Below are 22,076 nucleotides of genomic sequence, written 5' to 3'. Positions count from 1 at the left end.
TGCGTCAAGGCGGGGTGCGGAACCTGCGCACCCCGCCTCGGCGCGTGGTAACCACGGAGGAATCCCCAGTGAGCGAGCCGATTCTCGAGCTGCGCGGCATCAACAAGAGCTTCGGCCCCGTGCACGTCCTGCACGACATCGACCTCGTCGTGAACCCCGGCGAGGTCACCGCCCTCGTCGGCGACAACGGCGCGGGCAAGTCGACGCTGGTCAAGTGCATCGCGGGCATCCACCCGACCGACTCGGGTGAGGTCCTGTTCGACGGCAAGCCGGTCGAGATCAAGGGCCCGCGCGACGCCGCGGAGCTCGGGATCGAGGTCGTGTACCAGGACCTCGCGCTGGCCGACAACCTGGACATCGTCCAGAACATGTTCCTCGGCCGTGAGCGCACCAAGGGCGGTCTGCTCGACGAGACGGACATGGAGCAGGCGGCGCGCAAGACGCTCGCCTCGCTGTCGGTCCGCACGGTCAAGTCGGTGCGCACCCAGGTCTCGTCGCTGTCCGGTGGTCAGCGCCAGACCGTGGCGATCGCCAAGGCCGTGCTGTGGAACAGCAAGGTGGTGCTGCTCGACGAGCCCACCGCCGCGCTGGGCGTCGCGCAGACGCGCCAGGTGCTCGACCTGGTCCGCCGGCTCGCGGAGCAGGGCCTGGGGGTCGTCCTGATCAGCCACAACATGAACGACGTCTTCGAGGTCGCCGACCGCATCGCGTGCCTCTACCTCGGCCGCATGGCCGCCGTCGTGGGGTCGAAGGACGTCACGCACGGCCAGGTGGTCGAGCTGATCACCGCCGGGCGTTCCGGTGACCTGGGCATCGCCCGCCCCGAGGCGGCGACGATCTGATGAGTTCCGAAGAGGGCAGCATGACCGACACCACCGAATCGCCCGCGCAGGACACCCCGCAGCAGGGCGCCATCTCCGACTTCGGCATCGACACGACGTCGCAGTCCACCGGCGAGGCCGTCCGCGACTACTGGGCGCGGGTCCGCGGCGGCGAGCTCGGCTCACTGCCCGCACTGCTCGGGCTCGTCGCACTGCTGATCGTGTTCAGCGCGTTGTCGGACAGCTTCTTCACCCTGGGCAACCTCGCCAACCTGCTCCAGCAGGGCGCCAGCATCACGATCATCGCGATGGGCCTGGTGTTCGTGCTGCTGCTCGGCGAGATCGACCTCTCCGCCGGTACCGCGTCCGGTGTGACGGCCGCGGTGATGGCGCTGCACCTGATCCACAACGGCAACCTGCTCGGCGGCATGGGCGACACGGTGTTCTACGTGTTCTGCGGCCTGCTGATCCTCGCGATCGTGCTCGCCGTGATCATGAAGATCTGGGCCGGCGCCGCGCTGTCGGCGGTGGCGCTCGTGATCGCCGCGGTCGGCATCCCCGCGAACGCCTGGCTCGAGATGCTGCTCGCCGTCTGCGTCGGTGCCGCGATCGGCTGCATCACCGGCTTCCTCGTCGCGAAGGTCGGCATCCCGTCGTTCGTCGTGACCCTGGCCCTGTTCCTGGTGTGGGGCGGTGTCGTGCTGCAGCTCATCGGCCAGGGCGGCACGCTCGGCCTGCGCGACGACACGATCTTCAACGTCGCCAACGGCAACCTGAACGTCGCGGGTTCGTGGGCGCTGTTCGTCATCGCCGTCGGCGGCTACGCGGGCGTCGTGCTCACCCGGCACTTCTCCCGCCTCCGCAAGGGCCTCGTGGCCCAGCCGACCGCGCTGGTGCTCACCAAGATCGGTGCCCTCGCGGTGCTGGCCGCCGTGATCACCTACGCGCTGTCGATGAACCGCGCGCCGAGCAACCTCGTGGTGATCGAAGGCGTGCCGTTCGTGGTGCCGCTGGTCCTCGTGCTGCTGGTGATCGGCACCTTCGTGCTCGACCGCACCAGCTACGGCCGCCACATCTACGCCGTCGGCGGCAACAAGGAAGCCGCGCGCCGCGCCGGTATCAACGTCGAGCGCATCCGGATGAGCGTGTTCGTGATCGCCTCCGCGGCGGCCGCGATCGGCGCCATCGTGTACTCGTCGAAGGTCGGCTCGGTCGACCCGAACGCCGGTGGCGGCAACACGCTGCTGCTGTCCGTCGGCGCGGCCGTCATCGGTGGCACGTCGCTGTTCGGTGGCAAGGGCCGCCTGCGCGACGCGGTGATCGGTGGCGCGGTGCTCGCGATCATCCAGAACGGCATGGGCCTGCTCAAGCAGCCCGCCGCCGTCGTGTTCATCGTGACCGGCCTGGTCCTGCTGCTCGCCGCGAGCGTCGACGCGCTGTCCCGCCGCCGGGCGGCCACCGCGGCTCGCTGACGCGGTGACGGGACCCACGTCCGGCACCCGTCCCGACGAGATCCGCAGGCACAACAGGACGGCGCTGCTGCGCCGCCTGCACGTCGACGGACCGTCCACCAGGGCGTCGCTCGCGGCCGAGCTCGGGCTCAACCGCAGCACGATCAAGGCTCTGGTGGACGGCCTCGCCGAAGCCGGTGTGGTCGCCGAACGCGTGCCCGCTCTGCGCAGCGGAGCGGGCCGTCCGTCGCTTCTGGTCCTGCCCCAGCCGCACGCCGCGGTCGTGATCGCGATCGACGTGCGGGTGGAGCACGTGGCGATGGGGTTCGTCGGCCTCGGCGGGGAGATCCTCGGGCGGGACAGCTGGAACCTGCACCGGACGCGTGATCCGGGGGAGGTCATCACGCACATCGTCGAGTCGGCGCGCCTCATGGCCGACGACCTCGACACCACCGCGGTCGGGGTCGGCGTGTCGGTGCCCGGTGTCGTGCGACGCGCCGACGGGCACGTGCACGAGGCACCGAACTTGCACTGGACCGGTGTCGCGCTCGGCAAACGCCTGGAGGCGGTGCTGAAGCTGCCCGTCCAGGTCGGCAACGACGCGGAGCTCGGTGCGCTCGCGGAGCACGTTCGCGGTGCGGCGCAGGAGTCCTCGGACATGGTCTACATCTCCGCGGACGTCGGCGTCGGCGGCGGAGTGATCCTGTCGGGGCAGCCGTTGCGCGGCTCTGGCGGCTATGTGGGCGAACTGGGGCACATGGTCGTCAACCCGAGCGGACGGCGTTGCTACTGCGGCTGTGACGGCTGCTGGGAGACCGAGGTCGGCGAACCGGCGCTGTGCCGGGCGCTGGGCCTTCCCGACGACGCCCCGCGCGGCGCCGTCGTCGCGGCACTGCGGGCGCTCGACGACCCGGCGGTGCTGGACGAGTTCGCCGGTTGGCTCGCACTGGGGCTCGCGAACATCGTCAACGTCCTGGGGCCCGAGCTGGTCGTGCTCGGTGATCTCTACACGGCGCTGCCGGCATCGGTCGTGGACTCGGTGAGCTCCGCCGTGCAGAAACGCAGTCTGGTCTCCCGCGCGGTTGGGGGAACCCAGGTCGTCACGTCGCCGCTGGGCCGTGACGCGAAGCTCGTGGGGGCCGCCGAACTGGCCTTCGAGCCGGTGCTGGACACGCTCTAGAAAGCGAAGGGGGCGGAGATCCTCGCGGATCCCCGCCCCGAGCGGCTAGGTGGGGTGGAAGTCAGCCCTGCTGAATCTCAGCAGCGAGTTCGCGCAACTTCTCGCTGTGCGCGCGAGCGTGGTGCCCGCAGAACAGCAGCTCGCCCCCGGAGGGGAGCAAGGCGCGAACCTGGGCAGCAGCCCCGCAGCGGTCGCAGCGGTCGGCAGCGGTCAACTCGGGGCGGGTGAGTGCTGCGGTCATGATGAATCTCCCTCCGTCCCAGCACCGGCAACGTTGTGTTTCGGTGCCCTCTTACCAAGCTGCGACCACGGCGCCCCTGGATGGTGCGCGGTGCTCGCTGGCTCCACTCTGACAGACGTTTCGGCGATAGTCAGTGTTCCCGTGTGCGTGGCGACTCGCGTCACTATGCGATTTACCCGGCTGCAGCAGGCTTACACATGCGTTCGCCACCGGTTCACCGTCTTGACACGCACGCTGCGCAACCGAAAACCTGCTGGTGGAGCAGCGAATTCCGGCCAAACGGTCGGTTGCGTGCGGCCGGGAGTGTGATATCGGTTGCCCTTGTCCGCCCGCAGCGAACAGGTCACGAACGTCCCACGATTCGGACGCGGGACCGTGATCAAACTCCGGTCGAGCGCTTGCTCTCCCCGCCGGATCTGGCGAACTCCGCGCCCGCCGGACGGCGAATTGCGTGAGTTCCAGCTCACCATCGCCCATCGGTTTGTCCGGCAAAGAGAAAGCTCTTTCGGCCACAGCCTGAGGGCGCGGAAAAACACAACAGCCCCGCACCGAACCGGTGCGGGGCTGTGTGCGTATGACTGGGTAAGACCTAGTCGAGGTAGTCGCGCAGGACCTGCGAGCGCGACGGGTGGCGCAGCTTCGACATCGTCTTGGACTCGATCTGGCGGATGCGCTCACGCGTGACGCCGTAGACCTGGCCGATCTCGTCCAGCGTGCGCGGCTGGCCGTCGGTGAGGCCGAAGCGCAACCGGACGACGCCCGCCTCGCGCTCGGACAGCGTCGCGAGCACGGACTGCAACTGGTCCTGCAGCAGCGTGAACGAGACGGCGTCGACCGCTACGACGGCCTCGGAGTCCTCGATGAAGTCGCCGAGCTGGCTGTCGCCCTCGTCGCCGATCGTCTGGTCCAGCGAGATGGGCTCACGCGCGTACTGCTGGATCTCCAGCACCTTCTCGGGCGTGATGTCCATCTCCTTGGCGAGCTCCTCCGGGGTGGGCTCGCGGCCCAGGTCCTGGAGCAGTTCGCGCTGGATGCGACCGAGCTTGTTGATGACCTCGACCATGTGCACCGGGATGCGGATGGTGCGGGCCTGGTCGGCCATCGCGCGGGTGATCGCCTGACGGATCCACCAGGTGGCGTACGTGGAGAACTTGTAGCCCTTGGTGTAGTCGAACTTCTCGACCGCGCGGATCAGACCCAGGTTGCCCTCCTGGATCAGGTCCAGGAACGCCATGCCACGGCCGGTGTAGCGCTTGGCCAGCGACACGACGAGACGGAGGTTCGCCTCGAGCAGGTGGTTCTTGGCGCGCTCGCCGTCACGGACGATCCAGCGCAGGTCGCGGCGGAGCTGCGGGGTGAGCTTCTCCGCCTCCTCCTCGGAGCGGCGGACGCGCTCGGCGGCGTAGAGACCCGCCTCGATGCGCTTGGCGAGCTCGACCTCCTCCTCGGCGTTGAGGAGGGCGACCTTGCCGATCTGCTTGAGGTACGCGCGGACCGAGTCGGCCGAGGCGGTGAGCTCCGCGTCCTTGCGCGCCTGGCGCAGGGCCTCGGACTCCTCCTCGTCCCAGACGAAGTCACCCTCGTTCTTGGGGTCCTCCGCCTCCTCGGGCTCGTCCACGACCGGCTCGTCGACGATCTCGACCTCGTCGACCAGGTCCTCGGCGCCAGGAGCGCCATCCACGTCGTCCGGCTCTTCGCCGTCGGCCTTCTTGGTCGCGCCCTTCGCGGCAGGATCGGCCTTGCCGGCCGTCTTGCGCGGGGCCTTGGCTGCGGGCTTCTTCGCTGCCGCAGCGGTCGTCTTGCGCTTCGGCTTCTCCTCGGCCTCGCCGGCCGCCGTCGCCTTGGTCGTCTTGGCGGCGCTCGCGGCGGAGCTGGAGCGTCGGGTTGCGGTTTCTGCGGCTGCCACGTACGCCCTTTCGCGACGGTCGTTCAAGGCGGACCAGAGGGCGCGAAACCTCGGTCGCCAGAGTTCGGGGGATCTCCCCGCCGATCTTGCTTGGCGGGTGTGTGTTCCATTGTAACGACGTCGGTGACGCGGTGTTGCGCCCCGAGGTGCTTCGAGGCGCTCTCACCTGCGTTCCCGCAGCTAGATCGAGTCGGACACGTTTCGGTGTCGAACGCTCGTCAGGGCCTGACGCCGTGCGTGGCGGCCCATGCGGCACCGACGATGCCGGCGTCGTTTTTGAGGGCGGCGGCGACGACCTCCGTGCGAACCTCGAGCAACGGCAACCACTTGTGCGCCTTCTTGCTCACACCGCCACCGGCGATCACGAGATCGGGCCAGATGAGGTCTTCCAGCACGTTGATGTACCGCGTGACCCGAGGCGTCCACTCCTCCCAGGACAGCCCCTTCTCCTCCTTGACGGAGGCGGCCGCGCGCGTCTCCGCGTCGTGCCCGTCGACCTGGAGGTGGCCGAACTCGGTGTTCGGGACGAGCTTGCCGTCGAGGAACACCGCGCTGCCGATGCCCGTGCCGAACGTCAGCAGCACCACGGTCCCGTTCTTGCCGACGCCCGCGCCGAACGACATCTCCGCGATGCCGGCCGCGTCCGCGTCGTTCATCACGACGATGTCCTCGGGCCTGCGCTTGAGACGTTCCGCGAACAGCTGCTGCGCGTCGCAGTTGATCCAGCCCTTGTCCACGTTCGCGGCACTGTGGGCGACACCGTGCTTGACCACGCACGGCAGCGTGATGCCGACAGGCCCGTCCCACTGGAACTTCTCGACGATCTCGGCGACGACCTCCGCGACCGCCTCCGGTGTCGAGGGCTGAGGCGTGGGGATCCGCATGCGCTCGCCGTCCAGTGCTCCTGCCTCGAGGTCGACCAGGCCGCCCTTCACGCCGGAGCCGCCGATGTCCACACCGAACCCGCGGGTGATGCCCATTCCCCGTGGTCCTTCCTACTCGATCCTGCTGGCTTCGATTCAGTAACCGTGGTGCGCAGACATTAGCCTGACGTTGTCCGATAGTCCCGTGCTAGTGACGCAGGAGGGAACCGGTCGTGTTCGATCCCCGGCCACTCGTTGAGATCGCGACGGCCATCGGACAGGAAGCGGGCGCTCTTGTTCAGCGCATGCGTGCTTCCGCCGTCGTCTCGTTCGACACCAAGAGCACCCCGACCGACGTCGTCACCGCCGCGGACCGCGCCTCGGAACAACTCGTCCGGACGCGTCTGTCCGAGTTGCGCCCCGGCGAGCCGGTGCTCGGCGAGGAGGAGGGCGGCACCGTCGTCGAAGGCCTGACCTGGGTCGTCGACCCCATCGACGGCACCGTCAACTACCTCTACGGAATCCCCTGGTACTCGGTGTCGATCGCGGCGCAGCTCGACGGCGAGTCCGTCGCGGGCGCCGTGGTGGAGCCGGCGACCGGGCGGATCTGGACCGCAGCCCGCGGGTACGGCGCGTTCCTGGACGGCACGCCGTTGCACGTGTCCGCGACGACGGACCTGTCGCTGTCCCTGCTCGGGTACGGCTTCGCGTACCGGCCGGAGCGCCGTCAGCGGCAGGCCGACGCGTGGGCCCGGATGGCGACTCGGGTGCGCGACCTGCGCCGGGCCGGTGCCGCGTCGCTCGACCTCTGCTCAGTGGCCGCCGGGCGGCTCGACGCGTACGCGGAGCACGAGCTCGGCCGGTGGGACTGGGCGGCCGGCGGGCTGATCGCCGCGGAGGCCGGCGCGGTCGTGCGGCTGCCGGGGTCGTCGCCCGAACTCGGCGAGGACGCGACGTTCGCCGCCGCCCCCGGCATCGCCGACGCCATGTACGGCGCGCTCGTCGAGTCCGGCTTCGGCAAGGTCTGAAACCGCAGGTCAGAGCACTAATAAGCGTGCCTTGACCAGGCCCAATCAATGTTGATTAGGAGGTTGATTGGGCGTCCGCCCAGTCAACGTGGACAGCAGCGTGACGACCTCACGCACGTCCGGAACGTGGATCAGTTCGGCCACCGTTCCGTTGCCGAAGCCGTCCGGCATGACCCGCTGGTCGAGCCGGATGTGACCGGAGCCGTCCGGCTCCTCCGTGAACGTCAGGTTGCTGATCTCGGCGAGCCGCACTGACCGCGCCCGCCGGCCTGGCACGGACACGACGCGTTGGTCGGTGACGTAGTAGGTGGTGCGCGGCAGCGTGCGGTGGCGCCAGAGGAACGGCTCGGCGAGGTAAAGGACGTCGAACACGACGAACGCCGCGACCAGGGTGAAGATCGCGCCCCAGGTGTCGACAGAACCAAGCCACGCGATGAGCGCCGCGATGAGCAGGATCTTGACGGTGCCGAACTTCAGGCTGAACCGGATCCAGGCCGGATCTGTGCGCAGGAACACGGAGCGATGCGCCGGCGAGGCCTGCCAGAGGACACGCTCGTCCGGAAGAAGACCAACCCCCATGCGCGCAAGATAGCGGCGCGCGGCCGTGAAGTCAGCAGGTCACGTCGCGGGCGGCGGCGAGGTTGTCCGCGTTCAGCGTCGGCGGTGCGGCCGCGGCGACCTGGCCGCCCTGCTGTTCCGGCTGCTGCGCCGCCCACTCGCTGAGCTGGTCGAGGACCTTGCGGGCGTCGCTGTTCGGCTTGACCTCGTCGAACTTCTTGCCGATCGCGACGTCGACGGTGGCGTCCTGGCGGTCGTCGCGCACGAGCTCCAGGCACGGCTCCAGCAGCGACAGCGTCCGCGCGGCCTGCGCGCCGGGGGCGCCGAAGCGGATCTGGCCGCGGCAGGTCATGTCGCCCGCCGGGTAGAGCGCGTCGTTGTCGGGGTCGGCGGCCTGCTTCAGGCCCAGTTCGGTGAGCATCGTCGCCACGGCCTTGGCGTGGTTGCGCTGCGTCGAGGCGTTGACGACCTTGAAGTTGACCTCGCCGACCGGCACCGGGTTCGTGCGGTCCAGCGCGTCGTGCTCCAGGACGGTGCCCAGCGCGGGAGGCGGTGCGGTCGAGGCGGCGGGGTCGGCCCCGGCGCTCGCGGAAGTCGTCACGTGGCTGGGCGGGTTGCACTTGATCGCCGCGTCGACGTCGCTCGCGTTGCCGAGCACCTTCACCCACACGAACACGGAACTGACCATCAGTGCCGTGAACAGGACGAGCGCGGGCAGGGGCCGACGCCGCTTGTATGGCGTCAAGCTTCCTGATGCGGATCCCACGTGCGAAGCCCTCCCCGTGATCCGTCCCCTGAGATCAGCCTAGGCCCTGCCCGGCTGACACGCGCCCTGACGGGCGTGACCCACGGCACCGGCCCCGTCGCTCACAGTCAGGACGGTACCGGCTCGGCGCCAGGTTGCACGCCAAGGTGTAGGTGCTCCCGCACAGGGTATCGGTCCAGCGTAGAAAGGTTGTGTCACCCGTCCGGTCGGTAAGGGGTAACCCGATGCCGGGCGACTCGGGCAATGAGCTACCCTCTGCGCGCTCCGCACCTAAGTGGATCAAGCCGACGGGCACGTCCAGGGGGTTGGCTTGCCGCCTGGGTGAGGGAGACCTACGTCACCTTGACGTAGGGCACAAAAGAGGGCGCTGGAGCGTTAACCAGCGACACGAACAGTCTCCGTAGACCGCAGGGGTGAAGAAGATGGCGACCGACTACGACGCGCCGCGTCGCAGCGAGGCGGACGAACTCGCTGAGGACTCCCTCGAGGAGTTGAAGGCCCGGCGGAACGAGACGCAGTCCGGCGTCGTCGACGTCGACGAGGACGCGAGCGCGGAGAACTTCGAGCTTCCGGGCGCCGACCTGTCCGGCGAGGAGCTCACGTTCAAGGTCCTGCCCAAGCAGGCCGACGAGTTCACGTGCTCGAAGTGCTTCCTGGTGCACCACCGCAGCAGGCTCGCCGAGGACAACGGTGGTGTGTACATCTGCCGCGACTGCGCCTGATCCAAGGCCGGACAGGCCCGTCAGCGACGAAGTCCGCCAGAAAACTGGGCGCTCACCCGCACGGGTGGCGCCCAGTTGTGTTCTTCAGGGTTCTTCAGGACTTGATCGCGGCGGCGAGCTCGGCCGGGCGCCGCGTGCTGATGATCCAGTAGGGCGTCGGGTCCTCCGGGTCGTTCACCCGCACGCGCACGAGCGGTTTGACCCAGCCCCGGTGCACGACGTACGCCGCCGGGTCGAGCTGCGGGCCCATGGCCCTGCGCTTCTCCTCGGGGGCGATGACCTCCACCTCGCCGAGCAGCTCCAGCGGGATGTGCGCGTCGCCTGCGCGGAGCTCGCCGTCGGCGACCTCCACCTTCGTCGCGCCCATGCGTGTGATCAGCACGACGGTCAACGGCAGCAGGATCACGTACGGCAGCCAGGACCGCACACCGGGGAAGCCCATGTGCACCTCGGCGGCCAGCAGTCCGGCCGCGAGCAGCGGCAGCGGCCAGATCCACCACGTCACGTACAGGCGCTCGCGGAAGGTCGTACTGGCGGTCACGGCAGTCTCACTCACGTAGTCAGGGTAATCTCGGCCGCCGTGTCCAGCGTCGAGGTGTTGCTGACCCGGCTCGATCCGGGGGTTCCCGTGCCCGCCTACGCCCGTCCCGGCGACGCGGGCGCCGATCTGGTCACCACGTCGGACGTGGTCATTCCACCAGGCGAGCGCGCCGTGGTCGGCACCGGCATCGCCATCGCGCTCCCGGACGGGTTCGCCGGGTTCGTGCACCCGCGGTCCGGACTGGCGGCGCGGGTCGGGCTGAGCGTGGTCAACACGCCCGGCACGATCGACTCCGGCTACCGCGGTGAGATCCGCGTTTGCCTCGTGAACCATGATCTCCGTGAGCCGATCGCGCTGTCGCGCGGCGACCGGATCGCCCAGCTCGTCGTGCAACGCGTCGAGCACGCGGTGTTCCGCGAGGTCACCGCGCTGCCGGACACGGAACGCGGTGCGGGAGGCTACGGCTCGACCGGCGGGCACGTGGTGCTCGCCCGGATGAATGCGGAGGGGTAGGGGCATGTTCGGAAGGCGCCGCAAGCGCGGTCGTCACTCCTCGGGGGCGGTCGACACCGGTTCGGAGCACGACGAGGCGTTCGACGAGGACGTCGACGGCCCGTGGGACTCGACGGTGGCGCCCCAGGACGACGTGCAGCGGCTCGACCTGGGATCGGTGCTCCTGCCGATGCCGGAAGAGGCCCAGCTGCAGGTCGAGATGGACCAGCAGGACGGTTCCGTGCGCGCGGTGCACGTCCTCACGCCCGTTGGGCAGCTGACGGTCAGCGCGTTCGCCGCGCCGAAGTCGGGTGGCCTCTGGAAGGAGGTCGGCGCCGAGCTGATCGGGGGCCTCAAGGAGGACGGCGCCCGCATCAACCGCGAGAACGGCGAGTGGGGCGAGGAGATCACCGCGCGCAACCAGGGCGTCCAGATCCTCTTCGTCGGCGTCGACGGCCCGCGCTGGATGCTGCGCGGCGTCGCGGCCGGGCCGGAGGAGCACTTCGAGCAGAACTCCGCGGCGCTGCGCGAGTTGCTGCGCGGCACGGTCGTCGTGCGCGGTGAGCAGCCGATGCCACCCCGCACCCCGCTGCCGATCGAGCTGCCGGAGGCGATCGCCCGGCACATCCAGCAGCAGGGCTAACGAGCCTGCTGCCACGCCTGCACCGCACGGCCCAACGCGTGCGGGTAGGCGTCCAGCGTCGTTGTGACCAGCACGGCGCGTGGGATGGCTTCCGCCCACTGCTCCGCGATCTCGATCGGGTGCACCGGGTCATCGGTGCACCCGACGATGCCCGTCGGCACCGTCAGCGTGCTCAGCTCGGCGAGCGTCGGCGCGTGTGACCGCGAGGCTTCCTCGAAGTGCGGCACGAGCTGCTCGCCGTAGCCACGCCAGGCCCGGCTCAGCTCGTCGTGCAGCCACCCGGTCGTGCCGGCGAGCGCGGTCGCAAGCCCCTGCGTCGCGACGATCTCCGCGCTGGCCCTGGCCGCGAGTGCCGCCGGTGCCTCGTCCGGTGCCCCTGTCCAGGCCGGCAGGGCGAGGACCAGGCCGGCGCACCTGTCCGGGTTGTCCACCGCCCACTTCGCGGCCACGTGCGCGCCGAGTGAGACACCACCCACCACGATCGGGTGGCCTGCTGGGGCATTTTCGAGGGCCGTCAACCGTTCACTGAGTGTGCGGACCCGCGGAGCGGTGAGAACGGCCCCGACCTGGGACAACGGGTCGGCGAAGACGGAACGGACAAATACCTCGTCGGAGGCGGTTCCGGGCAGCAGGAGGACGGTCTCGGCAGGCACGCCCGAGATTGTCGGCCCTCGTGCGTACCCTCACTGTCAGACGGTCCACACCACTGGGCCACCAGAGCACTGCAGGAGTCGGGGATGGGCGGCTATTGGCGCCGCTTGGTACGTCGCTTGACCAGCGACGTTGCCGAGCTCGACGCGGATGACCTGTCGCGAGAAGCGGAGGCCGTCGGCGCGGTGAAGGCCTGCGACTGCAAGTCCGGTGAGGAGGTCACCGTCCTCGGAAGGCTCCGCAGCGTGGAGCTCTGCCCCCGGGACGCGGCCGCCACGCTGGAGGCCGAGCTCTACGACGGCACCGAGGGCGTCACCCTCGTCTGGCTCGGCCGCCGTCGCATCGCGGGAATCGAGCCTGGTCGGACGATCAAGGCTCGCGGCCGCATCGCCGTGCGCGACGGGCGCAAGGTGCTCTACAACCCCTATTACGAGTTGCAGAACGCTTCATGACTTCAGCCAAGACCGAAGAAAAGCAGCCCACCGTCCTCGACCAGATGGGCGGCGTGAGCGGAATGCTCTACTCGTCGCTGCCCGTCCTCGTCTTCGTGATCGTCAACTTCACGACCAAGAACCTGATGGCCGCGATCATCAGCTCCCTCGCCGCGGCCCTCGTCATCGGCGTGGTCCTGGCCGTGCGCAAGGGCACCGTCCAGCCCGCGATCTCCGCCGTCTTCGGCGTCGGCATCGCGGCCTTCATCGCCTACAAGACAGGCGAGGCCAAGGGTTTCTTCCTCTTCGGCATCTGGCAGAGCGTCGTGTACGGCAGCGCGTTCCTGCTGTCGATCATCGTGCGCTGGCCGCTCGCCGGAGTGATCTGGACGTTCCTCAACGGCAGAGACCGCTCCTGGCGCGCCGACAAGGCCTCGGTCCGCGACTACGACATCGCCACCTTCGTGTGGGCGCTGGTGTTCTTCGCCCGCTTCGTGGTCCAGCGCTGGCTCTACGACGAGGACCAGGTCGGCTGGCTCGCGGTCGCCCGTCTCGGCATGGGCTACCCGTTGATGGCCATCGCCCTGCTCGCCACGGTGTGGGCGGTCCGCCGGGCCGACAAGCGCCTGAAGGCCGCCGAGGAAGCCGCCGAGGCCAAGGCCGCGGCGGAAGCCGAGATGGAGGGCGTGCTGGCCCGCACGGCAGACGACCTGTTGACCCCGGACATGGACGAGCTCAAGCGCGTCGTCGACGCCGAGGCTCGCGACAAGTCCAGAGACTGACCCGCTCTGCTCTCGCGGCCGGCGCCTCCCAGGAGACGCCGGCCGCGTCGCGTTCCGGCCCGGCTCGCGTCAGGTGGCGCAGAGCGCGCCGCACCGCCATCGAGGACGAGATGCGCGTCAGCTGATCGGCAACACTCGCCGTCCGCCACGACAGATGCCCGGCGCGATCTAGTAGCCCAGGGCCTTCTTGATGTCCTGCTCGACGGCGGCGGTCGTGACGAACAACAGCTCGTCGCCGCCCTCGAGCGTGTCGTCCGGCTGCGGCACGATGACCCGCCCGCCACGCAGGATCGTCACCAGCGCGGCGTCACGGGGCAGCGACAGCTCCGACACGGCACGGCCGGCGAACGGCGTCGCCTCGTCGAGCGTGATCTCCACGAGGTTCGCCTGCCCCTGCCGCAACGTCATCAGCCGCACGACGTCACCGATCGTCACGGACTCCTCGACCATCGCGGCCAGCAGCCGTGGTGTCGACACGGCCACGTCGACACCCCACGACTCCGTGAACAGCCACTCGTTCGTCGGGTCGTTCACGCGCGCGATGACACGACGGACCGCGAACTCCGTCTTCGCCAGCAGCGACACCACGAGGTTGACCTTGTCGTCACCCGTCGCGGCGATCACGACGTCGCACAGCTGCATGCCCGCGTCCTCCAAAGAGGACAGCTCGCACGCGTCGGCCTGCACCCACTCGGCCTGCTCGACGGAGTTCGGGTCGAAGTGCGCCCGGTCCCGCTCGATCAGCATGACCTGGTGCCCGTCGGACACGAGCTCCTGCGCGATGGACCGCCCCACCGCGCCCGCGCCAGCGATCGCGACCCGCATCAGCTCTCCTCCGGTGCCTGCAGCGCCGCCGCCGCGACGTCGGTGATCGTGCCGGACAGCGCCGCCACGTAGATGGTGTCGTCGGCCTGCACGACGGCCTTGGCGTCCGGCAGCACACCCGTGCCGAACCGCATCAGGAACGCCACGCGCGCGCCGATCGCGCTCTCCAGCTCGAACACGGGACGTCCGACCCAGGCCTCGTCGACCTCGATGGGCAGCACCGCGACGGTGCCGGACGGGTCGCGCCACGCCGTCGCCGCCCCCTCGGGCAGCAACATCCGCAGGAACCGGTCGGTCGACCACGGCACCGTCGCCACGGTCGGGATGCCCAGCCGCTCGTACACGGCGGCGCGCTTGTGGTCGTAGATGCGCGCGACGACGTGCTCGACACCGAACGTCTCGCGGGCGACCCGGGCCGAGATGATGTTCGAGTTGTCGCCGCTGGAGACCGCCGCGAACGCGCCCGCGCGCTCCACACCGGCCTCGACCAGGACATTGCGGTCGAAACCGTTGCCGACGACCTGCTGCCCGTGGAAGTCGCTGCCGAGCCGGCGGAACGACTGCGGGTCCTTGTCGATCACGGCGACCTGGTGGTCGAGCCGCTCGAGGGCCCTGGCCAGGGAGGCTCCCACCCGGCCACACCCCATGATCACGACGTGCACGACATGCCTCCTCAGGCGAACTCTGCGCAGAACCTACCGAGCATTAGCCCGTCCCGGTGAGCGGACCCCTTACGCTCTGGCCGTGTCCAAGCTCGCCACCGCTGCCAAACGCCTCCTGGTCGGACGGCCGTTCCGCAGTGATCGCCTCTCGCACACCCTGCTGCCCAAACGCATCGCTCTGCCCGTGTTCGCCTCCGACGCCATGTCATCGGTCGCGTACGCGCCGGAGGAGATCTTCCTGATGCTGTCGGTGGCGGGTCTGAGCGCCTACACCATGGCGCCGTGGGTCGGGGTCGCGGTCGTCGTGGTCATGCTCACCGTGGTCGCCAGCTACCGCCAGAACGTGCACGCCTACCCGTCGGGCGGCGGCGACTACGAGGTCGCGACGGTCAACCTCGGCCGCAAGGCGGGGCTCACGGTGGCGAGCGCCCTGCTCGTCGACTACATCCTCACGGTCGCGGTGTCGATCTCGGCGGCGGCGGCGAACATCGGCTCGGCGATCCCGTTCGTCGCGACCCACAAGGCGGAGTTCGCGGTCGCGGCCATCGTGCTGCTGACGGCGGTGAACCTGCGCGGCATCCGCGAGTCCGGCGCCGCGTTCGCCGTGCCGGTCTACGCGTTCATGATCGGCGTCTTCGGCCTGATCGGCTACGGGCTGATCCGCGGCTTCGTGATGGGCGACGAGATGCGGGCGGAGAGCTCCGGTCTCGAGATCCACGCCGAGTCCGACCACCTGATGGGTCTCGCGTTCGTGTTCCTGGTGCTGCGGGCGTTCTCGTCCGGCTGCGCCGCCCTCACCGGTGTCGAGGCGATCAGCAACGGCGTGCCCGCGTTCCGCAAGCCCAAGTCCCGCAACGCCGCCACCACGCTGCTGCTGATGGGCGGCATCTCGGTGTTCATGCTGATGGGCCTGATCATCCTCGCCCAGCTGACCGACGTGCGCGTGGCCGAGTCGCCCAAGCAGCAGATCACGAACGCGCCCGAGGGCTACGAGCAGAAGACGATGGTCGCGCAGATCGCGCACGCCGTGTTCGACAACTTCCCGCCCGGCTTCTACTTCATCGCCGGCGTCACGGCGCTGATCCTGGTGCTCGCGGCGAACACGGCGTTCAACGGCTTCCCGGTGCTCGGCTCGATCCTCGCCCAGGACCGCTACCTGCCGCGCCAGCTGCACACCCGCGGCGACCGGCTGGCGTTCTCCAACGGCATCCTGTTCCTGGCCGGGTTCGCGGTCGTGCTGGTGATCGCGTTCGACGCCGAGGTCACCCGGCTGATCCAGCTCTACATCGTCGGTGTGTTCGTGTCGTTCACGCTCAGCCAGCTCGGCATGATCAAGCACTGGCAGCGGCTGCTGAAGACCGAGACCGACGAGCAGACGCGCAGGCGGATGCGCCGCTCGCAGGCGATCAACACGTTCGGCCTGGTGCTGACCGCGACGGTGCTGATCATCGTGCTGATCACGAAGTTCACCAAGGGCGCGTGGATCGCCATCGCCGCGATGGCCGCCATCTACGCGTTGATGACGGCGATCCGCAAGCACTACGACACCGTCGCCGAGGAACTGCGCAAGCAGGAGCGCGTGCGCACGATGCCCGCGCGCAACCACGCGATGGTGCTGGTGTCCAAACTGCACATGCCGACGATCAGGGCGCTGTCCTACGCCAAGGCCGTGCGTCCGGACGTGCTGGAGGCCGTCACGGTCAACGTCGACGACGGCGACACCCGCAGGCTCGTGCTGGAGTGGGAGAAGGAGAACTTCAAGATCCCGCTCAAGGTGATCGAGTCACCCTATCGGGAGATCACCAAGCCCGTTCTCGACTACGTGAAGCGCGTCAAGTCGGACAACCCCCGCGACGTTGTTACGGTGTTCATCCCCGAGTACGTCGTCGGCCACTGGTGGGAGCAGCTCCTGCACAACCAGAGCGCGTTGCGGCTCAAGGGAAGGCTGCTGTTCCAGCCGGGTGTGATGGTGACCAGTGTGCCGTGGCAGCTCGAGTCGTCGGTGAAGGTCAAGGACAAGGACGTCATCGTGCCCGGCGCTGTCCGAAGGGGTCTGGACGACCGATGAGCTTGGCCAAAGAGAACTGGGTCGGCGAGCAGTTCGAGGTAGAGGTGGGGCCTGTCGCTCATGGCGGGCATTTCGTCGCACGGCACGAGGGACGCGTTCTGTTCGTGCGTCACGCGCTGCCCGGCGAGCGCGTTGTGGCGTCGGTGTACGAGGACAACGGCGGGTCGTTCTGCCGTGCGGACGCCGTGGAGATCCTCACGCCCTCACCCGACCGCGTCGAGGCGCCGTGCCCGTTCAGCGGTCCGGGGATGTGCGGTGGCTGCGACTTCCAGCACGTGTCGTGGGACGCGCAACGGGAGCTGAAGGCCCAGGTCGTCCGCGAGCAGCTGAGCCGCCTCGGCAAGATCGAGCGGGACGTCGTCGTGGAGGCGTTGCCGGGTGGCCCGCTGGAGTGGCGGACCCGGATCCGGATGGCCGTCGACCGCGACGGGAGGCCGGGTTTCCGGGGCACCCGTTCCCACGATGTGATCCCGGTCGACCACTGTGTGATATCCCGGCCGGGCATGGTCGAGGCCGTGGCCGACCGAAAGTGGCGGGCGCAGGAGCTGACGATCGTCCAGGACGGTGACGGCAACCGTCATGTGGGTGAGGTGCGCGGCCGACACACCGTGCGACGCGCCGGAACCGGTACGGCCGTCGAGACCGCCGCCCAACGAAAGTGGCGAGTTTCGGCCGACGGTTTCTGGCAGGTCCACCCGGAGGCCGCGGACACGTTCGCGTCCGTAGTGGGGGAGTGGGCCGCGGCTCAGCCGGGGCAACGCGCGTGGGACCTCTACGGCGGTGCGGGACTCTTCGCCTCAGTGCTCGGACGGCAGGTCGGCGACACCGGATCGGTGCTGGTCGTGGAGTCTTTCGCGGGTGCTGTGGAGGACGGTCGGCGCAACCTCCGGCGCATGCCCCAGGTCGAGTGGGTCGTCGGCAAGGTCGAACGGCTCGTGACGCGCGAACTGCCCGTGGAAGACCCTCATGTCGTGGTGCTCGACCCTCCGCGCAAGGGAGCGGGCAAGGTCGTTGTGGCTGAAGTCGCACGGCGCCGTCCCGAGCGGGTCGTCTATGTGGCCTGCGACCCCGCCGCACTGGCCCGTGACCTGGCCGAATTCACAGTTCAGGGGTACCGGCTCGCGGAGCTGCGGGCGTTCGACGCGTTCCCGATGACGCAGCACATGGAGTGCATCGCCCTGCTGGTACCTGAGACACGGTGACCATGCGTCTCAGTCGTGTCTCCGTAGACTGAGCCGAAGTCTTCAGGAGTGAGGTGGGCGTGGTGACCCTGCTGGAGTCCGTGCACGGACCAGCTGATCTGAAACGGATGGACGAGGCGCAGCTGACGCGGCTGTGCGAGGAGATCCGTCGTTTTCTGGTCGACAAGGTGTCCAAGACGGGCGGGCACCTTGGCCCGAACCTGGGGGTCGTCGAGCTGACCGTGGCACTGCACCGGGTCTTCGACTCGCCGCAGGACCCGATCGTGTTCGACACCGGTCACCAGTCGTACGTCCACAAGATCGTGACCGGCCGTCGTGACGGCTTCGACCGGCTGCGCCAGCGGGGCGGCATGTCCGGCTACCCGTCGCGGTCGGAGTCCGAGCACGACGTGCAGGAGAGCTCGCACGCCTCGACGGCGCTGTCCTACGCCGACGGCCTGGCGAAGGCGAAGCAGCTCAGCGGCACCAACGGCCACGTAATCGCGGTCGTCGGTGACGGCGCGTTGACCGGCGGCATGTGCTGGGAGGCGTTGAACAACATCGCGGCGGACAAGACGCGTCCGGTCGTGATCGTCGTCAACGACAACGGCCGCTCGTACTCGCCGACGATCGGTGGTCTCGCGGACCACCTCTCGTCGCTGCGGTTGCGCCCCGGCTACGAGCGCGTGCTGGAGAAGGGCAAGAGCGCGCTGCAGCAGACGCCGTTCTTCGGCAAGCCCCTCTACTCCGCCCTGCACGCCGCCAAGCGCGGCATCAAGGACGCGCTGGCACCGCAGGCGATGTTCGAGGACCTCGGCCTCAAGTACATCGGCCCGGTCGACGGCCACGACATGGCGACGCTGGAGTCCGCTCTGCAGCGCGCGAAGTCGTTCGGTGGCCCGGTGATCGTGCACGCCGTGACCCGCAAGGGCATGGGGTTCGCGCCGGCCGAGAACCACGAGGCCGACCAGATGCACGCCACCGGGATCATCGACCCGATCACCGGCGAGGACGTCAAGCCGAGCAAGCGCACCTGGACGCACGTGTTCTCCGACGCACTGGTGGAGGTCGGCCGCGAGCGTTCCGACGTCGTGGCGATCACCGCCGCGATGCAGGGACCCACCGGCCTGAACGCGTTCGCCAAGGCGTTCCCGGAGCGCTTCTTCGACGTCGGCATCGCCGAGCAGCACGCGCTGACCTCCGCCGCCGGTCTGGCGATCGGTGGCCTGCACCCCGTCGTCGCGGTCTACGCGACGTTCCTCAACCGGGCGTTCGACCAGCTGCTGATGGACGTCGCCCTGCACAAGCAGGGCGTCACGGTCGTGCTGGACCGCGCGGGCGTCACCGGCCCGGACGGCGCGTCGCACCACGGCATGTGGGACATGTCGATCCTCGGCGTCGTCCCCGGTGTCCACGTGGCGGCGCCGCGTGACGCCGGAACGCTGGTCGAGGAGCTGCGCGAGGCCGTGGCGATCTCGGACGCGCCGTCGGTGATCCGCTACCCGAAGGCCTCCGTCGGCGCCGACCTGCCCGCGTTGGAGCGCGTGGGTTCCGTTGACGTGCTTCGGCGGTCGGGCAACGACGTGCTGTTGGTGACGGTCGGCGCGTTGGGCGAGCTTGGCCTCGATGCCGCGCAACGGCTGGAGGACCAGGGCATCGGCGTGACGGTCGTCGACCCGCGGTGGATCTACCCGATGCCGGTCGACCTCGTGGAGATGGCGGCGTCGCACAAGCTCGTGGTGACGGTCGAGGACGGAGGCCGCCACGGTGGTTTCGGGTCGTCTCTCGCGGCCGCCCTGCGTGACGCCGACGTCGAGGTGCCCCTGCGGGACATCGCTCTGCCGCAACAGTTCCACGACCACGGCGAACGTGGCGAGGTGCTGGCGCTGTGCGGGATCACCGCGCAGGACGTGGCGCGCCGCGTGACGGAGTGGGCCGCCCGGCTGGAGTGCCTGCCCGTCGAAATTGACGCGCCCGCGGAGAAGTAGCTCGGCTAACCTCCCCTTGCGTCCGCTTCAAGCGGCCACGGCAGGACTCCCTGTTCCGGGTCCCGCGATCGGGCGGACGCATTGGCGCTGTAAAGGCACCAGGTTCAATTCCTGAACGCCACGACCCCGGTCGCACACGGGGGTGTCGGGCTTTGCGAGTCCCTTGTGGACTCCCGCCTCGACGTCCCGCCGGCCGGGGTCGTGGTCTGCCTGGACGGGGGTGGAGACGATGAAGCGCACGTTGTACCCGTGGGAGCGGGGCGTCCTGTTCGACCGCGGCGTGCTGGTCGGAGAGGTCGGTCCGGGCCGTCACCGGATGCGGATGCGGACCGTGCTGAACCGCGTCGACGTCCGTCCGCGCACGATGACCCCGGCGGCGCAGGACGTGCCGACCGCGAATGGCGTGCTGGTGCGCGTCACTGTCGTCGTGCGGTGGGCGGTGACCTCGCCGACGCGGTTCGTGATGGAGGCGGCGGAGCCCGAGTCGGACCTCTACACGGCGGTGCAGCTCGCGTTGCGCGGTGCCGTGCTGACTCGTGCGCACTCGGCGGTGGACCCGGAGCGTGCGGCCATCGCTGCCGAGGTGGCCGCCAGCGTGGCGGCACGCGCCGACGAGCTGGGCATGTCGGTCGCCGACGTGGCCGTCCGCGACGTCGTCATGCCCGCTGAGCTGCGCCGGGCCGCGCTGGCCGAGCTGGTGGCGGCCGCGGAGGGACGTGCCGCGCTGGAGCGGGCGCGCGGTGAGACCGCGGCGCTGCGGTCGTTGCTGAACGCGGCCCGGCTGGCCGAGGAGCACCCGGCGTTGCTGGAACTCCGCGCCCTGCAGGCCGCCTCGACCGTCGTGGTGGACAGGCCTGCGAGGAAGTCCTGATCACTTCTCGTCCAGCCAGACGAGGGTGGTTCGCGACTCGCGCAGTCGCCAGCCGGCGGGCGTCCTGACCGCGACGCCGTTCATGCGCAGCCCCGCGGTGCGGAAGGGTGCCTGGCCGTCGCGGAAGAAGTAGACGACCGAGTTCGCCGAGGTGACGGCCTTGTCACCGGCGAGTTCCACCAGCAGATCGGTGGTCACGTGCTGGGTGAGCTCGTCCGGGTTCTCGGCCCGCCGCATCACGCCGACGAGCTCGTCGATGCCGTTGAGCTCGCCGTTGCGCGGCGAGGACACCGAGATGTCGCGGTCGAAGACGGTGTCCGCGTCGTCCCATCGCTTCTCGTCGAGCAGGCGCGAGAGCCGGCTGAACAGGTCCGTGATCTCGATGCGGTCGACCAGTGCGTCCACGGAATTCTCCTTTGGTTGGTGGCGCCAACGTTGGCGCCACCAACCATACAGACCGTCGTTGGTTGCGCCAACGTTTTAGGATGGTGTTCATGGAGCAGACCCCCGCACGCCTGGCAGGTAGGCCGAGCTGGCTGCTGACCCAGCTGGCGGTGCACGCCCACCGGCTGGCGTCCGAGGGTTTCAGCGAAGCGGGGGCGCGCGGCTACCACTACCGCGTGCTGGCCGCGCTGGACGAGTTCGGCGTGGCCAGCCAGGCCGAACTCGGCCGCCGCTGCAACATGGACCGCAGCGATGTCGTGGCGGCGGTGACCGAGCTGGCGGAGCGGGGTTTCGTCGAGCGGACACAGGACCCGGACGACCGCCGGCGCAACCTGGTGACGCTCACCGAGGCGGGCGAAGAGCAGCTGCGGCGACTGGACGCCGCGCTCGACCAGACGCAGGACGACCTGCTCGGCCCCCTCGCGCCGCAGGACCGGCAGGCCCTGACCCGCCTGCTCGGCGTGCTGCTCGCGCACCACCAGCGCGCCTAGCGCCGACAGCTCACGTGAAGGTGTCGTTAAGCGTGGTCTCAGGTCGATATGGCACCTTTGGTGGCGTGCGGATTCTGGTTGTCGAGGACGAGGCACCTCTGGCCGACGCGATCGCTCGCGGCTTGAGGCGCGAAGGTATGGCCGTGGACGTCGCCTACGACGGCGAGACCGGGCACGAGAAGTCGACCGTGACGCGGTACGACGTGGTTGTGCTCGACCGCGACCTGCCGGGGATGTCCGGTGACGAACTGTGCAAGGAGATCCTCAGCTCCGGCGCGCTCACCAGGGTCATGATGCTGACGGCCAGCGGCACCATCGAGGACCGCGTGGCCGGGTTGTCCCTGGGTGCGGACGACTACCTCGCGAAGCCGTTCGCGTTCCCCGAGCTGGTCGCGCGCGTACGGGCGTTGGCCCGGCGTGCGACTCCGGCGACACCGCCCGTGCTGTCCGCCCAGGACGTCGAACTCGAC

At 69.4% G+C, this 22,076-nt stretch carries 25 protein-coding genes (1 of these 25 cut by a window edge); 15 read left to right on the top strand and 10 right to left on the bottom strand.

What is annotated here, in order from left to right:
* Positions 1-68: 68 nt before the first annotated feature.
* Genes ACRSBM_RS29115 through ACRSBM_RS29105 form a run of 3 tightly spaced genes read left to right on the top strand, consistent with a single transcriptional unit; the run spans position 69 to position 3,452 of the window.
* The gene (locus ACRSBM_RS29115) at positions 69-842 is read left to right on the top strand and encodes an ATP-binding cassette domain-containing protein (protein WP_434448065.1); all 774 of its coding nucleotides are present in this window, start codon (positions 69-71) and stop codon (positions 840-842) included.
* A 20-nt stretch (positions 843-862) separates the two neighbouring features.
* The gene (locus ACRSBM_RS29110; RefSeq protein ID WP_434448063.1) at positions 863-2,293 is read left to right on the top strand and encodes a sugar ABC transporter permease; all 1,431 of its coding nucleotides are present in this window, start codon (positions 863-865) and stop codon (positions 2,291-2,293) included.
* 4 nt (positions 2,294-2,297) lie between these two features.
* Complete coding sequence (locus tag ACRSBM_RS29105; RefSeq protein ID WP_434448060.1) at positions 2,298-3,452, top strand: ROK family protein; 1,155 nt, start codon at positions 2,298-2,300, stop codon at positions 3,450-3,452.
* 61 nt (positions 3,453-3,513) lie between these two features.
* Here the strand turns inward: ACRSBM_RS29105 and ACRSBM_RS29100 are convergent, their stop codons facing one another.
* The 3 genes from ACRSBM_RS29100 to ppgK all read right to left on the bottom strand — a co-directional run bounded on the left by ACRSBM_RS29100 (position 3,514) and on the right by ppgK (position 6,579).
* Positions 3,514-3,693 carry a DUF7455 domain-containing protein gene (locus ACRSBM_RS29100; protein ID WP_231642793.1) on the bottom strand — a complete coding sequence of 60 codons (180 nt, stop codon included), beginning with the start codon at positions 3,691-3,693 and terminating at the stop codon, positions 3,514-3,516.
* Between the two features lie 589 nt (positions 3,694-4,282).
* Positions 4,283-5,599 (bottom strand): RNA polymerase sigma factor, encoded by a 1,317-nt coding sequence (locus ACRSBM_RS29095; protein WP_434448057.1) that lies wholly within the window; start codon positions 5,597-5,599, stop codon positions 4,283-4,285.
* A gap of 218 nt (positions 5,600-5,817) precedes the next feature.
* Positions 5,818-6,579, bottom strand: coding sequence for a polyphosphate--glucose phosphotransferase (ppgK, locus tag ACRSBM_RS29090; RefSeq protein ID WP_434448055.1), 762 nt, complete (start codon positions 6,577-6,579; stop codon positions 5,818-5,820).
* A gap of 116 nt (positions 6,580-6,695) precedes the next feature.
* Here ppgK and ACRSBM_RS29085 point away from each other — a divergent pair, with 116 nt between their 5' ends.
* A complete protein-coding gene (locus tag ACRSBM_RS29085; protein ID WP_434448052.1) occupies positions 6,696-7,490 on the top strand; it encodes an inositol monophosphatase family protein in 795 nt (264 codons plus the stop codon).
* A 45-nt stretch (positions 7,491-7,535) separates the two neighbouring features.
* On the opposite strand, the gene ACRSBM_RS29080 is transcribed toward ACRSBM_RS29085, so the two are convergent.
* Positions 7,536-8,069 carry a hypothetical protein gene (locus ACRSBM_RS29080; RefSeq protein WP_434448051.1) on the bottom strand — a complete coding sequence of 178 codons (534 nt, stop codon included), beginning with the start codon at positions 8,067-8,069 and terminating at the stop codon, positions 7,536-7,538.
* A 31-nt stretch (positions 8,070-8,100) separates the two neighbouring features.
* A complete protein-coding gene (gene cei / locus ACRSBM_RS29075; protein ID WP_434448049.1) occupies positions 8,101-8,814 on the bottom strand; it encodes an envelope integrity protein Cei in 714 nt (237 codons plus the stop codon).
* 422 nt (positions 8,815-9,236) lie between these two features.
* Between cei and ACRSBM_RS29070 the strand changes: the two genes are divergently transcribed.
* A complete protein-coding gene (locus ACRSBM_RS29070) occupies positions 9,237-9,536 on the top strand; it encodes a DUF4193 domain-containing protein (RefSeq protein WP_086667480.1) in 300 nt (99 codons plus the stop codon).
* 94 nt (positions 9,537-9,630) lie between these two features.
* Here the strand turns inward: ACRSBM_RS29070 and ACRSBM_RS29065 are convergent, their stop codons facing one another.
* Positions 9,631-10,092, bottom strand: coding sequence for a DUF3093 domain-containing protein (locus ACRSBM_RS29065; RefSeq protein WP_434448046.1), 462 nt, complete (start codon positions 10,090-10,092; stop codon positions 9,631-9,633).
* 24 nt (positions 10,093-10,116) lie between these two features.
* On the opposite strand from ACRSBM_RS29065, the gene dut reads away from it, so the two are divergent.
* On the top strand, positions 10,117-10,590 hold the full coding sequence (dut, locus tag ACRSBM_RS29060; RefSeq protein WP_434448044.1) for a dUTP diphosphatase: 474 nt from the start codon (positions 10,117-10,119) through the stop codon (positions 10,588-10,590).
* A 4-nt stretch (positions 10,591-10,594) separates the two neighbouring features.
* On the top strand, positions 10,595-11,212 hold the full coding sequence (locus ACRSBM_RS29055; protein WP_434448042.1) for a DUF3710 domain-containing protein: 618 nt from the start codon (positions 10,595-10,597) through the stop codon (positions 11,210-11,212).
* Here ACRSBM_RS29055 and ACRSBM_RS29050 read toward each other — a convergent pair.
* Positions 11,209-11,865 carry an alpha/beta fold hydrolase gene (locus ACRSBM_RS29050; protein WP_434448040.1) on the bottom strand — a complete coding sequence of 219 codons (657 nt, stop codon included), beginning with the start codon at positions 11,863-11,865 and terminating at the stop codon, positions 11,209-11,211. The genes ACRSBM_RS29055 and ACRSBM_RS29050 overlap by 4 nt on opposite strands.
* 84 nt (positions 11,866-11,949) lie before the next feature.
* Between ACRSBM_RS29050 and ACRSBM_RS29045 the strand changes: the two genes are divergently transcribed.
* A complete protein-coding gene (locus ACRSBM_RS29045; RefSeq protein ID WP_434448038.1) occupies positions 11,950-12,315 on the top strand; it encodes an OB-fold nucleic acid binding domain-containing protein in 366 nt (121 codons plus the stop codon).
* Positions 12,312-13,076 (top strand): DUF3159 domain-containing protein, encoded by a 765-nt coding sequence (locus tag ACRSBM_RS29040; RefSeq protein ID WP_434448035.1) that lies wholly within the window; start codon positions 12,312-12,314, stop codon positions 13,074-13,076. Before ACRSBM_RS29045 ends, ACRSBM_RS29040 begins: the two co-directional genes overlap by 4 nt.
* Before the next feature lie 168 nt (positions 13,077-13,244).
* Here ACRSBM_RS29040 and ACRSBM_RS29035 read toward each other — a convergent pair whose 3' ends face one another.
* Both ACRSBM_RS29035 and ACRSBM_RS29030 read right to left on the bottom strand, forming a co-directional pair.
* Positions 13,245-13,901, bottom strand: a complete 657-nt coding sequence (locus tag ACRSBM_RS29035) for a potassium channel family protein (RefSeq protein WP_434448034.1) — start codon at positions 13,899-13,901, stop codon at positions 13,245-13,247.
* A complete protein-coding gene (locus tag ACRSBM_RS29030; RefSeq protein WP_434448032.1) occupies positions 13,901-14,563 on the bottom strand; it encodes a potassium channel family protein in 663 nt (220 codons plus the stop codon). The genes ACRSBM_RS29035 and ACRSBM_RS29030 overlap by 1 nt, the downstream gene beginning before the upstream one ends.
* An 82-nt stretch (positions 14,564-14,645) precedes the next feature.
* Between ACRSBM_RS29030 and ACRSBM_RS29025 the strand changes: the two genes are divergently transcribed.
* The 4 genes from ACRSBM_RS29025 (at position 14,646) to ACRSBM_RS29010 (ending at position 20,671) form a co-directional block, all read left to right on the top strand.
* Positions 14,646-16,631 (top strand): APC family permease, encoded by a 1,986-nt coding sequence (locus tag ACRSBM_RS29025; protein WP_434448029.1) that lies wholly within the window; start codon positions 14,646-14,648, stop codon positions 16,629-16,631.
* On the top strand, positions 16,628-17,833 hold the full coding sequence (locus tag ACRSBM_RS29020; protein ID WP_434448027.1) for a class I SAM-dependent RNA methyltransferase: 1,206 nt from the start codon (positions 16,628-16,630) through the stop codon (positions 17,831-17,833). Before ACRSBM_RS29025 ends, ACRSBM_RS29020 begins: the two co-directional genes overlap by 4 nt.
* 62 nt (positions 17,834-17,895) lie before the next feature.
* On the top strand, positions 17,896-19,800 hold the full coding sequence (gene dxs, locus ACRSBM_RS29015) for a 1-deoxy-D-xylulose-5-phosphate synthase (protein WP_434448025.1): 1,905 nt from the start codon (positions 17,896-17,898) through the stop codon (positions 19,798-19,800).
* Positions 19,801-20,029: 229 nt separating this feature from the next.
* Positions 20,030-20,671, top strand: coding sequence for an SPFH domain-containing protein (locus ACRSBM_RS29010; protein ID WP_434448023.1), 642 nt, complete (start codon positions 20,030-20,032; stop codon positions 20,669-20,671).
* Here ACRSBM_RS29010 and ACRSBM_RS29005 read toward each other — a convergent pair whose 3' ends face one another.
* Positions 20,672-21,076, bottom strand: a complete 405-nt coding sequence (locus tag ACRSBM_RS29005; protein WP_434448021.1) for a nuclear transport factor 2 family protein — start codon at positions 21,074-21,076, stop codon at positions 20,672-20,674.
* An 89-nt stretch (positions 21,077-21,165) separates the two neighbouring features.
* Here ACRSBM_RS29005 and ACRSBM_RS29000 point away from each other — a divergent pair, with 89 nt between their 5' ends.
* On the top strand, positions 21,166-21,606 hold the full coding sequence (locus tag ACRSBM_RS29000; protein WP_434448019.1) for a MarR family winged helix-turn-helix transcriptional regulator: 441 nt from the start codon (positions 21,166-21,168) through the stop codon (positions 21,604-21,606).
* Between the two features lie 65 nt (positions 21,607-21,671).
* On the top strand, positions 21,672-22,076 hold the 5' portion of the coding sequence (locus ACRSBM_RS28995; protein WP_434448016.1) for a response regulator transcription factor. Its footprint extends 279 nt past the window's final position; only the first 405 of its 684 coding nucleotides appear in the window; the start codon lies at positions 21,672-21,674; its stop codon lies beyond the right edge, outside the window.

This window comes from Lentzea xerophila (assembly GCF_051094245.1).
GTDB lineage: Bacteria > Actinomycetota > Actinomycetes > Mycobacteriales > Pseudonocardiaceae > Lentzea > Lentzea xerophila.
The sequence above is the reverse complement of the archived record's forward strand: the minus strand, read 5'-3'. Positions and strand labels throughout refer to the sequence as shown.